Below are 13,215 nucleotides of genomic sequence, written 5' to 3'. Positions count from 1 at the left end.
CCAGATCCATGGCGGAAAACGCAGACTTGGTTTTCCCATCTCTGCACATTCGTTAACTGGATATTCCCTAACAGCTTGATCACGGCGGCTCCACCGGCCGGTTCCCGGCAGATGAACGCTGTGTTGCGGGGCCCGCCGGGGTTTCGCCCCGCCCCGCCGGGGCAGTGCTGTCCGCGGTGGTGCCGACCGCGTCGAGAGGGCCGAGGGTATGCGTACGTGCCGGGTGGGGCTGGTCGGGGCCGGCGGGGTGGCGCAACGCCACGCCCGCGTGCTGGGGAGTTTCGCCGACGTCGAACTGGTCGGGGTCACCGACGTGACCCGCGCCGCCGCCGCCCGGCTGGCCGACACGCACTCGACCCGGGCCTTCGCCGACGTCGACGACCTGCTGGCCGCCGGCCCCGACGCGGTATACGTCTGCGTGCCGCCGTTCGCCCACGGGCCGGTGGAGGAGGCCGTCATCGCGGCCGGGGTGCCGATGTTCGTGGAGAAGCCGGTCGCGGTCGACCTGGACACCGCCGAACGGATCGCCGCCCTGGTCGAGCAGCGGCGACTGCGCACCGCCGTCGGGCACCACTGGCGCTACCTGCACGTGGTGACGCGGGCCCGCGAACTGCTCGCCGACCGTCCGGTGCGGATGGTCAACGGGGCCTGGCTGGACCGGGTGCCCCCGGTGGCCTGGTGGGCGGTGCGGGACCGCTCCGGCGGCCCGGTCGTCGAACAGGCCGCCCACGTCCTGGACCTGACCCGGGTGCTGGTCGGCGAGGCCGTCGAGGTGACCGCCTACGGCGACGGCAGCCCACCCCCGGTCGACGACGCCGACATCGACTCGGTGACCGCCGCCACGCTGCGCTTCGCCTCCGGCGCGGTGGGCACCCTCGCCGCCGCCTGCGTGCTCGGCTGGAAGCACCGGGCCGGACTGGAGATCCTCGCCGACGGGCTGGCCCTGTCGCTGGCCGAGGACGGCCTGACCGTCCGGGACGCCGCCGGGGAACGCCACCTCCCGGCCGACCCCGACGCCGCCCGGGTCGCCGTCGACCGGGCCTTCGTCGACGCGGTCACCGGGGTCGGCGACGACATCCGGGTCCCGTACGCGGAGGCGCTGCGCACCCAACGACTGGCGGTCGCGCTCGCGCAGAGCGCCCGGACCGGCCGTAGCGTCAGCCTGCCCACCGGCCCGGCCGCCCGCCCGCCGGCAGCCGACGACCGGCCCGGCACGCCCACCGGGGCGGCCGTCGATGCGTGACACGGTGCTGGTGGTCGAGGGCCCGGGGCGCGTCGCGCTGGTCGAGCAGGAGGCCGGTGAGCTGCGCGAGGGCACCGTCCGGGTGCGGACCCGCTACAGCGGGATCTCCGCCGGCACGGAGCTGAGCTTCGTCAAGGGCACCAACCCCCACCTCACCGGCACCCTCGACCCCGGCCTCGGCCTGTTCCGGCCCGGCGCGGCCGACACCCCGTACCCGGTCACCCGGTTCGGTTACATGCAGGTCGCCGAGGTGGTGGAGAGTCGCACCCCGGCGATCGCCGTCGGCACGCTCGGGGCGATGACGTACGGCCACCGCACCGGGCACGTCGCCGACCCGGTCGCCGAACGGTTCGTGCCGCTGCCCGACGATCTCGACCCGATGCTCGGCGTCTACGTGGCCCACATGGGCCCGATCTGCGCCAACGGGCTGCTGCACGCCGCCGCCGACCTGTACGGCCCCGACGTGCGCACCCTCGGCGACGGGGTGCGCGGACGACGGGTGGCGGTCGTCGGCGGCGGCGTGGTCGCCCTGCTCACCGCGTTGTTCGCCCGCCGGCACGGCGCCGCCTCGGTGGTGGTGCTGGACCCGACGCCGCAGCGCCGGCAGGTCGCCGGGGCCCTCGGGCTGGAGACCCTGGACCCGCGGGCCGACGACCCGGCGGTGGTGCTCAAGACCCGCTGGCACCACGGCGTCGGCGACCGGGGGGCCGACGTGGTCTTCCAGTGCCGGGGTCAGGACCACGCGCTGCACCTGGCGCTGCGCCTGCTGCGCCCCCAGGGCACCGTGATCGACCTGGCCTTCTACCCGGGCGGCGCGGACGCCGTCCGGCTCGGCGAGGAGTTCCACCACAACGGGCTGTCGCTGCGCTGCGCCCAGATCGGCCGGGTGCCGCGCGGTCTCGCCCCCACCTGGGACCGGGAACGCCTCTCCGCCGAGACGATCGACCTGCTGCGCCGCCACGGCGACCTGGTCCGCGAGCACCTGATCTCGGCCGTGGTCCCGTTCGCGGACGCCCCGGCGCTCTTCACCGACCTGGCGCAACGCCGCCGCCACGAACTCCAGGTCGTCCTCACCCCCTGACAGCCCCGGCCCGGTGGTCATCGACGGCCGTCAGCCCCCGCCCCGGCCGGCGGGGCGCCCGCAGTCGTCCGCCGGGCGAACCGGCACCCCCGCGCTGACCTGCCCGAACGTGCCGGTAACCGGACACCGGGGCCGCGTCGGACAGACCGGGCAGCCGTTTCCGGCCGGATTCGCGTACCGTTGCCGCTCATGGGTGTGTCGCAACGGTTGAAGAGCAGGTTCCGCCGGTTCCTCCAACGCCCGGGGACGACGGTCGACCTGGCTCCGCTGGAGAAGCTGCTGCCGCGGATCGCCGCGCGCGAGGACGAGCTGTCGGCGCTCGACGACGAGGCGCTGACCGAGGCCGCCGGCGCCGCCACGGAGTACGTGGACATCTGCGCCGTCGGCCGCGAGGCCGCCCGCCGCGGTCTCGACCAGCGGCCGTACGACGTGCAGCTGCTGGGCGCGATGGCGCTGCTGTCCGGCAAGGTCGCCGAGATGGCCACCGGTGAGGGCAAGACGCTCACCGCCACCGTCGCCGCCTACGGGCACGTCCGGCTGGGCAACGGGCCGGTGCACGTGCTCACCGTCAACGACTACCTGGCCCGTCGGGACGCCGAGTGGATGACGCCGGTCTACCGGCTGCTCGGGCTGACCGTGGGCTGGGTCAACGAGGCGTCCACCCCGGCCGAGCGGCGGGCCGCGTACGGCTGCGACGTCACGTACGTCTCGGTCAGCGAGGCCGGCTTCGACTTCCTCCGCGACCAGCTCGTCACCGACCTCGCCGACCGGGTCCAGCCGCCGCTGGCCACCGCCATCGTCGACGAGGCCGACTCGATCCTGATCGACGAGGCCCGGGTGCCGATGGTGCTGGCCGGTTCGGTCACCGGCGAGCAGGACCCGGTGCACGCCGCCGCCGCGCTGGTGCGCGGACTGCGCAAGGGCCGGCACTACACGGTCGCCGAGGACGGGCGCAGCGTCGCCTTCACCACCGAGGGCCTGGCCGCCGTCGAGGCCAAGCTGGGCGACATCGACCTGTACGACACCGAGCACGTCGGCCAGCTCTCCGCGGTGAACGTGGCGCTGCACGCGCACGCCCTGCTGCACCGCGACGTCGACTACATCGTCCGCGACGGCTCGGTGGAGTTGATCGACGAGATGCGCGGCCGGGTCGCCCAGCGCCGCCGCTGGCCCGACGGCCTCCAGGCCGCCGTGGAGGCGAAGGAGGGGCTGGACGCCACCGCCGAGGGGGAGGTGCTGGGCACCATCGCCGTGCAGGCGTACATCGCCCTCTACCCCAAGCTGTGCGGCATGACGGCGACCGCGGTGCTGGTCGGCGACCAGCTCCGCGAGTTCTTCGGCCTGGAGGTGGCGGTGATCCCGCCGAACACCCCCTGCGTCCGCGAGGACGAGCCGGACCGGATCTACGCGACCCGGGCCGAGAAGGAGGAGGCGCTGATCGACGAGATCCGGCGCTGCCACGAGGCGGGCCGCCCGGTGCTGGTCGGCACCCTCGACGTGCGGGAGTCCGAGGGGCTCGCCGCCGGCCTGCACGCCGCCGGGGTGCCGTGCGTGGTGCTCAACGCCAAGAACGACGACGAGGAGGCGGAGATCATCGCCGAGGCCGGCGCGTACGGCGCGGTGACCGTCTCCACCCAGATGGCCGGCCGGGGCGTGGACATCCGGCTCGGCGGCAGCGAGCAGGTCGACCAGGAACGGGTGGCCGAGCTCGGCGGGCTCTACGTGATCGGCAGTGGCCGGCACGACAGCCGCCGGGTCGACGACCAGCTGCGCGGCCGGGCCGGCCGGCAGGGCGACCCGGGCGGCTCGGTCTTCTTCGTCAGCCTGGAGGACGACCTGGTCGTGCGGCACGCGGGCGACGCCGTCCCGGCCTCGCCCCGGATGAACGCCGACGGCCTCGTCACCGACGAGCAGGTCGACTACGCGGTGGAGCACGCCCAGCGGGTCGCCGAGGGCGTCAACCACGAGATCCACCGCAACACCTGGCGCTACAGCGTGGTCATCGAGCAGCAGCGGATCGCCCTGGCCGAGCGCCGGGAGCGGCTGCTCACCTCGGACGTGGCCGCGCTGATGCTGCTCGACCGGATGCCGGAGAAGGCCGGCGAGATGGACGAGGACCTGCTGGCCCGGGTGGCCCGCTCCATCGCGCTCTACCACACCGACCGGCTCTGGGCGGAGCATCTGGCCGAGTTGTCCGAGGTGCGCGAGGGCGTGCACCTGCGGGCGCTGGGCCGGCTCGACCCGCTCGACGAGTTCCACCGGGCGGCGGTGCCGGCGTTCACCAACCTCATCCCCGAGATCGAGACGCGGACCCTGGCGACCTTCGAGGAGACCGAGTTCGCCGAGGACTGGGAGCCGGACGCCGCCAAGCTGGTGCGGCCCAGCGCCACCTGGACGTACCTGGTGCACGACAACCCGTTCGGCTCGGAACTGGACCGGCTGATCGCCTCCGTCGGCCGTCGGCTCGCCGCCGCCCGCTGAGCGGCCCGGGAACCCCTCCGACGCGGGATGCGCCGGAGGGGTTCCTTTACGCGGTTTCGATCCTGTTTTGCGAGGGTAGTAGCCCGGGGCCCACGACTCGGGAGAGAGATCATCACGATGACACAGGCAATGACGCCGGTGCCGGGCGGCAGGTGTACGACGGGGCGCGCGGACCGGTGAACCTGGACATGCGGGAGCTGACCATCGACACGCTCGGGGTACTGGAGACGGCCGCCCTGCTGCGCGAGCTGACCGCCGGACTGATCGCGGTCGACGACTTCGACGAGGCGCTGACCGAGCTGGTCCGGATCGCCGCGGACGCCGTGCCCGGCGTGCTCTGGTGCGGTTTCACCGCGCTGCGCGCCGGTGAGCCCGCCGGGGTGGCCGCGTCGGACCCCCGGCTGGCCGAGCTGGACGACCTGGGGCACGGCGCGGAGTCACCCGCGATGAACGCCATCCGCCGCCGCGAGATGATCATCGCGGCGGACCTGACCGTCGAGGACCGGTGGCCGGCCTGGACCGACCGCGCCCGCCGGCTCGGCGTGCGCGGGGTGATCTCCGCTCCGGTGGACGTCGACGAGCGGGCGATCGGCTCGATCAACCTGTACGCCGGCCGGCCCGGCACGCTGGGCACGAGGCACCAGCTCACCGCGATGCTGCTCGCCGAGCACGCGGGGCTGCTGCTGGCCGCCGTCCGGGACCGGGCCCGGCGGGCCGAGCGGGACAGCGAACGCGACGGGGCGCTGCTCGGGGAGAACGTCGTCGGCCAGGCCGTCGGGGTGATCATGACCCAGCGGGGCTGCCCGGCGCCGGAGGCTCTCGACGTGCTGCGCAGCGCCGCGTCCTCGCTGGACATCCCGCTGCGGGAGGTGGCCGAACGGCTGGTCACCACCGTCTCCCGCCCCCGCGAGTCCTGACCCGCCGCGAGCGACCCGACACGGACCGTCCACCGGGGCGGTCCGGGCGGCCGGCGGTGTCGTTTCTCTCCGGACCCGCGAATCCCGGCCCGACCGTTTCGTCGAAGCGGCCCCCGGGTAGCACCCTGGACCGGTGAGCTGAGCCGATCCCGGGGAGGAAACGATGGAGAGCCGCCTGAGGGTGCAGGGGCATCCCATCCAACCGATGCTGGTGACGTTCCCGTTCGGGCTCTTCGTCAGTGCCACCGTCTTCGACCTCGCCGACGTGGCGGGCGGCCCGGCGTTCCTCGGCGAGGTCGGCTACTGGACGGCGATCGCCGCGCTGGTGGCCGCCGGGCTCGCCGCGGTGGCCGGCATGATCGACCTGTGGGACGTACGGCCGGGGCCGCACCGTCGCACCATGGTCACCTTCAACATGGTCAATGCGGGCATGGCCGCGCTCTTCCTGCTGTCCTGCCTGGTCCGGGCGGATGCCCCGCAGCGTGGGGCGACCGGGGTGCTGCTGGCGACCGAGCTGGTCGCGCTGCTCGTCGGTGCGGTCGGCGTCGGGTTGGGTGCCCGGCTGATGCGCCAGTTCGAGTCCGGCCGCCGCGAGCCCACCGGGTTCGACAGCCTGGACGGGGTCCCGGCCGGCTCCACCGTGGAGATCCTCCGCCCCGCCCCCTGACCCGTCGCGCCGCCCGGCCGGGGTCGTGCGGGTCGTGCCGCCCGGGGTAAATCGGGTTGCCGGCCGTACGGCCTCTGCCGCAGGGTGGGCGGATGGTCGAGCCGAGCTGTGCGGAGTTGATCGCCGAGGCCGCCGCCGCCCCCGTCGACGGCTGGGGCTTCGGCTGGCTGGACGGGCGGGCCACCGAGGAGCGTCCACCGTGGGGCTACGCCCGCCAGGTGGCCGCGCGGATGGCGACGGTCACGGCCGCGCTGGACATCGACACCGGCGGGGGCGAGGTGCTCGCCGAGCTGCCCCAACCGCCGCCGCTGCTGGTCGCCACCGAGGCGTGGCCACCCAACGTCGTGGTCGCCCGGCGGACGTTGCGACGGGTCGACGCCCGGGTGGTGCAGGTCGCTCCCGTGTCCCGGCTGCCGTTCCGGGCGGCCGCCTTCGACCTGGTGACCAGCCGGCACCCGGTGGACACCCCGTGGGTGGAGATCGCCCGGGTGCTGCGTCCCGGCGGGCGCTACCTGTCCCAGCAGATCGGCGCCGGCACCATGCGGGAGCTGAGCGAGGCGGTGCTGGGCCCGTTGCCGCCGCCGGCCACCCGGCACACCGCCCAGGCGGTGGCCGCCGCCCGGGCCGCCGGCCTGCACGTGGTACGGCTGGAGCGGGCCACCCTGCGGGCGGTGTTCCACGACATCGGCGCGGTGGTCTGGTTCCTGCGCAAGGTGGTGTGGACCGTGCCGGACTTCGACGTCGACCGGTACCGCCCGCGGCTCGAACGGCTGCACGCGCAGATCCGTGCCGAGGGCGCTTTCGTGGCCCACTCCCGACGCTTCCTGATCGAGGCCGTCAAGCCGGCCATCGGCGGCCCCGCGGGTGGGGCGGTCAGCGGGTGGTGAGCAGGGTGAGCATCTCCGGCAGGTCGAAGAAGCGGGCCGTCTCCACCGCCGAGGGGGTCCCGTGGTCCGGGTCGGCCCCGGCGTCGAGCAGGGCGCGTACCGCCTCGGGGTTGCGCCGGAACACCGCCGCGGCGAGTGCGGTCTGCCCGCGGTCGTTGACCCGCGTGTGGTCGGCGCCCCGGGCCAGCAGCGCCGCGACGGTCTCCGGACGGGCGTGGTAGGCGGCCAGGATCAGTAGCGTGTCGCCCTTGTCGTTGGTCATGTTCACCGGCAGCCCGGCGTCGACGTGGCCACCGAGTTCCGTGGCCTCACCCGTGCGGGCCAGGTCGAACATCCGGTGGGCGAAGGCGAGCGTCTCGGCGTCGAACTCCTCGGTCATCCGCTCAGCCTAGAGTCCCGTGCCCGGGTGGCCGCCGGGGACGGGAGCGTGCCCGCCTCCCGCGTCCCAACATTCGGTATTACCTACTAAACCTATAGGCTTTACAGTCTAGAGTGTCGGGGGACGCACCACACGGGAGAAGCCATGACCAGCATCCACGCCACCGACCTGCTCGCCGTCGCCGGCCGGTACGCCGACCCGACCACCTGGTCGGTGCCGCTGCGTTTCGACCGCACCGAGCGGTGGTACACCCGGCTCGCCTCGGCCGACGACCATGAGGTCTGGGCGTTGAGTTGGCTACCCGGCCAGGGCACCGACCTGCACGACCACGGGGGCTCCTCGGGGGCCTTCCTGGTCGTCGCCGGCGAGTTGACCGAACAGACGGTCTCCGGTGGGCGGCTGCGCCCGCACCGCCTCGCCGCCGGGTCCGGTCGCCGGTTCGGCCCCCGACACGTGCACGTGGTGACCAACCGCGGCGACCAGCCGGCGGTCAGCGTGCACGTCTACCTGCCCGCGCTGCGTCACATGACCCGGTACCACCTCGTCGACGGGCGACTCCGGGTCGCCGAGGTCGCCCGGGCCGGCGTCTCCTGGTGACGCCGCCCGCCCCCGTTTCCCCCACCCGCCGGCTCGCCCATGGAAGGACCGCGACGATGCCGCAACACGCCACCCTCACCGAGAGCTGTCCGGCCCCACCACCGGGTTCGCGCGGCATCGACGAGATCCTCGCCGAGGCCCGCACCCGACTGCGCCGGCTCGACCCCGAGCAGGCCCACCTGGCCTGCCGGGGCGGGGCGATCATGGTCGACATCCGGCCGGCGGCCCAGCGGGCCGCCCACGGCACCGTGCCGGGCGCGCTGGTGATCGAGCGCAACGTCCTGGAGTGGCGGCTCGACCCGCGGTGCCCGGCCCGGCTGCCCGAGGCGGTCGACTACGACCTGCCGGTGCTGGTGATCTGCCAGGAGGGCTACACCTCGTCGCTGGCCGCCGCCGCGTTGCAGGACATCGGCCTGCACCGGGCCACCGACGTGGTGGGCGGCTTCGTCGCCTGGCGGATCGCCGGACTGCCGACCCTGGGCCCGACGCCGTCGCACCATACCCCGTCCTTCGCGCCGCCGGTGACCGCCGGCCGGACGCCGCACTGACCGTCGCGCCCCACCGGGCGTGGCGGACGCACCGCCACACAGGAGGCTCCCATGTCCCTCGTCGCCCTCACCGCGCGTCCGCACCCGCCGGGCCGTCCCGACCGGGTGGTGCCGGGCCGGCCCCGCTCCACGCCCTCGCTGACCATCACCCTCGACCTGACCGCCGGGCCGCTGACGCCCCGGCTGGCCCGCCTGGTCGACCTGCTCGGCGAACTGGCCGAGGCGGGGGAGGGGGTGGTCCGGCTGAGCGAGTCGACCGCGCCGCGCCTGCTGTCGTCGCTGTCGGCCCCGCGCCCGAGGCCGGTGGTCGGGGAGCCCGTGCCGACCGACGACCACCCGGAGACCCTGCGGATCTTCGCCGGCACCCGGGTGGTGCGTCAGGGCGACCGGGAGATCCCGCTCACCCGCATCGAGTTCGACCTGCTGCTGTTCCTGGCCGAGCACCCGCACCGGGTCTTCACCCGGCTGCAACTGCTCGCCAACGTCTGGGGGTACGAACACGCCGTCGCCCGCACCGTGGACGTGCACATCCGGCGGTTGCGCGCCAAGCTCGGCGTGGACACCCCCCTGGTGACCACCGTGTACGGGGTGGGTTACCGGCTCGCCGACGAGGCGAGGGTACGGGTCGACCGGTTCCGCTGACCTTTCGACCATTCCGCGACGCACCCGGCCCGCCCCGAGCCGGGTGCGTCGCGGCGTGCCCGCCGTGATCCGACCGGCGGGCACCCCCGTACCCGGGCACTTCGACGCTTCTGCTGTAATCATCTGGCTCGTACGCAGAGCGAGGGATCGGCTGCGAACTGTTCGTCAATTGTCACATTCATGCAACGCGGTCGCCCCTTGACCCTCGTCCAGGGGCCGGGAAGCATCGATGCAGCGGCGTCCCGGGCCGTGGGGAGATACCCGGACCAGCCCAAGGAGGACCATGTCGGTCAGCCCCGCATCGTCGCGCGCCGGATGGCATACGTCCCAGCCCTCGGTTCCCGGTCGGCCTCCCGGCGGTCAGCGACGTCCGGCCACCGCCGCCACCCCCGTGCTCACCGTGACCCTGTCGATTCCGCTGGCCAGCGAGGAGTCGCTCACCGCGCCGGCCCGCCGGTTGCTGGAGGCGGCCCGGGAGATGCTGGAACGCGGCGAGGGCACCATCGCCACCACCGGGGTGCCCGCCGAACGGCGACCCGACCAGGTCCCGGCCGGCCGGTCCGCGGGGCGGTCCCTCGCCGCCACCATCCCGATGCTGCACATCCTGGCCTCCTCCCGGTCGGTGCTGCGCGACGGCGAGCCGCTACCGCTGACCCGGCTGGAGTTCGACCTGCTGCTGCACCTGGTGGCCCACCCCCGCCGGGTGTTCACCCGGCTGCAACTTCTCAACGCCGTCTGGGGCTACGAGCACGCCGGGGTGCGCACGGTGGACGTGCACGTGCGTCGGCTGCGCGGCAAGGTCGGCGTCGACGTCCCGCTGGTCACCACGGTCTACGGGGTGGGCTACCGGCTCGCCGACGACGCCCGGGTCACCGTCGACCGCACCGGCTGAACCGTTCCGCCCGGACCGCCGTCACCGCCCGCCGGCGGGCAGCCCCCACCGAAGCGCTTGCGCCGTGCCGTGCCGCCGGCCACGGCCGGGATCGCCCGGTTCCGGGTCACCGCCGGGGCAGAATTTTGTCGCCCCGAGTCCCGTCGACCGGACCGGCGGCCGGCTCGGCGGCGGCCCGCCGCGGTGACCCGACCGGTGCGCCGGGCCCCGTCGCCCGGTGCGCGGGCCGCCGGGCCGGCCGCCGGCCCACGGGGCACCATGGTCGGATGCGCGTCCGTCCGATCTCACCCGACCGGCTCGTCGCCGAGCTGACCGAACGGCTCCTCACCGTCGCGTCCGGGCCGACCGGCGACGGTGCCACGCCGCCGGCCCACCTCCGGGTCGCCGTCGACGGTCCGCCCGCAGCCGCCCCGGACCGGCTCGCCGACGCGCTCGTCGACCCGCTGCGTGCCGGGGGCCGCCCGGCGCTGCACCTGCGCGCCGGGGACTTCCTGCGGCCCGCCTCCGTCCGCTTCGAGTTCGGCCGGACCAACCCCGACGCCTACTACGACGGCTGGATCGACGAGGCCGGCCTGCGCCGGGAGGTGCTCGACCCGGCCGGCCCCGGCGGCACCGGGCGGGTGCTGCCCTCACTCTGGGACGCCCGGACCGACCGGGCCAGCCGGGCCGCCTACCGGGAGTTGTCGCCCGGCACGGTGCTGCTGGTCAGCGGGGCGCTCCTGCTCGGCGGGGGACTGCCCTTCGACCTCGCCGTGCACCTGGTGCTCTCGCCGGCCGCGCTGGCCCGGCGTACCGACCCGGCGCAGCGGTGGACCCTGCCCGCCTTCGCCCGGTACGCCGACGAGGTCGCCCCGCAGTCCTTCGCCGACGTGGTCCTGCGCGTCGACGACCCCCGGCACCCGGCCTGGGTGCAGCGCACCGACGGGGTCGGCTGAATCCCCGCCGTGGCGGGGCCCCACCGGTCCGGCGGGACGCCCGGTGCGCCCGCCACGACGGTGGCGAAACCGGTGGTTTGGCGGGACGGGGCGGTGGGTAATCGCCGCACTCACACGGCACGGGATGATCTCACCGTGCCCGCCGAGCCCGGAGCGCCCTCGGGTCGCGCCGGTCCCAGGAAAGGCAGGCAGCGATGCTCGTCCACGACACCGTCGGTACCGCCCGCACCACGGCGGAGGCCGACCAGATCCGGGCCTCCCTGCGGGCCCGCTACGACGAGCTGTCCGCGGAGTACGAGCAGGCCGTCGCGCAGAGCCAGGTGCTGCGGCTGGTGGAGGTCGGTGACACCGCCGGCGACGACCAGGCCGACAGCGGCACCAAGACCGCCGAGCGGGACACCGCCCAGTCCCTGCTCCGTACCATCCTCGACCGGCGGGCCCAGTTCGAGCACGCCCTGACCCGGCTGGACGAGGGCACCTACGGCTTCTGCGAGGGCTGCACCGCGCCCATCCCGGTGGAGCGGCTGGAGATCTTCCCGTCCGCCACCTCCTGCGTCGGCTGCAAGCAGACCCGGGAGCGGCGCGCCGCCTGAGCCGGCGGCCGACCGGCACCGCCGGACACCGGCTGCCGGCCCACCCCACCCACGCTGATCAGCTCCGGGGAGCCGATGAAGCGGCATCCCCACGGGTGCCGCCACATCGGCCCCGACCGCCGGTCACCCGACGGCGCGCCTCACCCCGGCCGGGTGAGGGCGGCTCACCCGGCCGGCGGGCAGCATCGACGGTGCCGGCCGCACCCTGCGGCCGGGAAGACCGCGCACGGGTACGGAGGTGACCGAGATGACGGTACGGGTGGTGGCGGATCCCCGACGTGGTGCGGTGCTGCACGTCGTCGGCACGGGTGGCGACACCCGCCGACCGGAGCGGCCCGCACGGTTCGGCAGCCCGGCCCGGCAGGGGCGGGGCCCGTCGGGGCCACCCCGACGCGCCGACGACCGGCGTTGGGGCGGCGAGCCGAAGGACGGGGGGTGACCCGATGGCCGAGCAGCTGATGTCGGCGTTCGAGTCCTCGGTGGACAAGACCAACCTGATCCTCAAGGACATCGAGGACGCCTACGGGTGGCCCCGGGCGCAACGCAACCAGTCGTACGCGGCGCTGCGCACCGTGCTGCACCTGCTGCGTGACCGGATGACCGTGCAGGAGTGCGCGGAGTTCTCCGCCCAGCTCCCGGTGCTGGTCCGGGGCATCTACTTCGACGGGTGGCAGCCGGAGGACGTGCCGGTGAAACTCAACCGGGACGACTTCCTCTACGAGGTCCGGCAGGGCTTCCCCTACGACGTCGAGGGCGGCCCCGAGCGGGTGGCCCGGGTGGTGCTGGACGCCCTGCGCCGGCACGTCACCCAGGGCGAGTGGCAGGACGTGAAGGCCGGCATGCCCCGCGACCTGCAACGGTTGATTCCCTGACCCCGACCGGCCCTGGACCGGCGAGCCCGCACGGTCCGGGGCCGGCGATCGGTCCCGCGCGTCGGACAGGCCGTCTACGGTGTGGTTAGAGAAGATCGTGTGGGGGGTACCACCCGCGTACGACAGACCCCGCCCTGCGGCGGGGCGGCACACCCGAGGGAGCACCCATGGCACTGAACGATGACGACATGCAGACCACCAGCGGCGGCGGCCTGGAGGGTCCGGCCGACGGTGGCGCGACCCCGGGTCAGCACGACGGTGGTGCGGACGGCAGCGCGGAGGGTCCGGCCGATGGTGGCGCGACGCCCGGTCAGCACGACGGTGGCGCCGACGGCAGCGCGGAGGGCCCGGCCGACGGCGGGGCGACCCCGGGTCAGCACGACGGTGGTGCGGACGGCAGCGCGGAGGGTCCGGCCGATGGTGGCGCGACGCCCGGTCAGCACGACGGTGGCGCCGACGGCAGCGCCCGCTGACCGACACC

Annotated in this window: 16 protein-coding genes; 15 read left to right on the top strand and 1 reads right to left on the bottom strand. The window is 74.7% G+C overall.

All coding sequences use genetic code 11. The features are described 5' to 3' along the window. Positions 1–208 precede the first annotated feature (208 nt). The 6 genes from FJK98_RS19705 (at position 209) to FJK98_RS19680 (ending at position 7,276) form a co-directional block, all read left to right on the top strand. Complete coding sequence (locus FJK98_RS19705) at positions 209–1,243, top strand: Gfo/Idh/MocA family protein (protein ID WP_145920336.1); 1,035 nt, start codon at positions 209–211, stop codon at positions 1,241–1,243. Next, positions 1,236–2,324 carry a zinc-binding dehydrogenase gene (locus FJK98_RS19700; RefSeq protein WP_145920335.1) on the top strand — a complete coding sequence of 363 codons (1,089 nt, stop codon included), beginning with the start codon at positions 1,236–1,238 and terminating at the stop codon, positions 2,322–2,324. Before FJK98_RS19705 ends, FJK98_RS19700 begins: the two co-directional genes overlap by 8 nt. A gap of 189 nt (positions 2,325–2,513) precedes the next feature. Next, entirely contained in the window at positions 2,514–4,805 is a 2,292-nt protein-coding gene (gene secA2, locus FJK98_RS19695; protein WP_145920334.1) for an accessory Sec system translocase SecA2, read from the top strand. A gap of 176 nt (positions 4,806–4,981) precedes the next feature. Beyond that, positions 4,982–5,722 carry a GAF and ANTAR domain-containing protein gene (locus FJK98_RS19690; RefSeq protein ID WP_145920333.1) on the top strand — a complete coding sequence of 247 codons (741 nt, stop codon included), beginning with the start codon at positions 4,982–4,984 and terminating at the stop codon, positions 5,720–5,722. A 205-nt stretch (positions 5,723–5,927) separates the two neighbouring features. Next, a complete protein-coding gene (locus FJK98_RS19685; protein WP_228544048.1) occupies positions 5,928–6,389 on the top strand; it encodes a DUF2231 domain-containing protein in 462 nt (153 codons plus the stop codon). 92 nt (positions 6,390–6,481) lie between these two features. Beyond that, positions 6,482–7,276, top strand: coding sequence for a class I SAM-dependent methyltransferase (locus FJK98_RS19680; RefSeq protein WP_145920331.1), 795 nt, complete (start codon positions 6,482–6,484; stop codon positions 7,274–7,276). Here the strand turns inward: FJK98_RS19680 and FJK98_RS19675 are convergent. Then, complete coding sequence (locus FJK98_RS19675; protein ID WP_145920330.1) at positions 7,263–7,655, bottom strand: ankyrin repeat domain-containing protein; 393 nt, start codon at positions 7,653–7,655, stop codon at positions 7,263–7,265. The genes FJK98_RS19680 and FJK98_RS19675 overlap by 14 nt on opposite strands. Positions 7,656–7,799: 144 nt before the next feature. On the opposite strand from FJK98_RS19675, the gene FJK98_RS19670 reads away from it, so the two are divergent. The 9 genes from FJK98_RS19670 (at position 7,800) to FJK98_RS19630 (ending at position 13,207) form a co-directional block, all read left to right on the top strand. Further along, positions 7,800–8,252, top strand: a complete 453-nt coding sequence (locus FJK98_RS19670; protein ID WP_145920329.1) for a cysteine dioxygenase family protein — start codon at positions 7,800–7,802, stop codon at positions 8,250–8,252. 56 nt (positions 8,253–8,308) lie between these two features. Further along, a complete protein-coding gene (locus tag FJK98_RS19665; RefSeq protein WP_145920328.1) occupies positions 8,309–8,800 on the top strand; it encodes a rhodanese-like domain-containing protein in 492 nt (163 codons plus the stop codon). Between the two features lie 51 nt (positions 8,801–8,851). Continuing rightward, on the top strand, positions 8,852–9,442 hold the full coding sequence (locus FJK98_RS19660) for a winged helix-turn-helix domain-containing protein (protein ID WP_145920327.1): 591 nt from the start codon (positions 8,852–8,854) through the stop codon (positions 9,440–9,442). A gap of 283 nt (positions 9,443–9,725) precedes the next feature. Next, the gene (locus FJK98_RS19655; RefSeq protein ID WP_145920326.1) at positions 9,726–10,334 is read left to right on the top strand and encodes a winged helix-turn-helix domain-containing protein; all 609 of its coding nucleotides are present in this window, start codon (positions 9,726–9,728) and stop codon (positions 10,332–10,334) included. 266 nt (positions 10,335–10,600) lie between these two features. After that, positions 10,601–11,269 carry a uridine kinase gene (locus FJK98_RS19650; protein WP_145920325.1) on the top strand — a complete coding sequence of 223 codons (669 nt, stop codon included), beginning with the start codon at positions 10,601–10,603 and terminating at the stop codon, positions 11,267–11,269. 194 nt (positions 11,270–11,463) lie between these two features. After that, on the top strand, positions 11,464–11,862 hold the full coding sequence (locus FJK98_RS19645) for a TraR/DksA C4-type zinc finger protein (protein ID WP_088647439.1): 399 nt from the start codon (positions 11,464–11,466) through the stop codon (positions 11,860–11,862). Positions 11,863–12,109: 247 nt separating this feature from the next. Next, positions 12,110–12,301, top strand: coding sequence for a hypothetical protein (locus tag FJK98_RS19640; protein WP_145920324.1), 192 nt, complete (start codon positions 12,110–12,112; stop codon positions 12,299–12,301). 4 nt (positions 12,302–12,305) lie between these two features. Continuing rightward, on the top strand, positions 12,306–12,734 hold the full coding sequence (locus FJK98_RS19635) for a DUF2267 domain-containing protein (RefSeq protein WP_145920323.1): 429 nt from the start codon (positions 12,306–12,308) through the stop codon (positions 12,732–12,734). A gap of 167 nt (positions 12,735–12,901) precedes the next feature. Beyond that, the gene (locus FJK98_RS19630) at positions 12,902–13,207 is read left to right on the top strand and encodes a hypothetical protein (RefSeq protein WP_145920322.1); all 306 of its coding nucleotides are present in this window, start codon (positions 12,902–12,904) and stop codon (positions 13,205–13,207) included. Positions 13,208–13,215 lie beyond the last annotated feature (8 nt).

The organism is Micromonospora sp. HM134 (genome assembly GCF_007833915.1).
Classification (GTDB): domain Bacteria; phylum Actinomycetota; class Actinomycetes; order Mycobacteriales; family Micromonosporaceae; genus Micromonospora; species Micromonospora wenchangensis.
The sequence above is the reverse complement of the archived record's forward strand: the minus strand, read 5'-3'. Positions and strand labels throughout refer to the sequence as shown.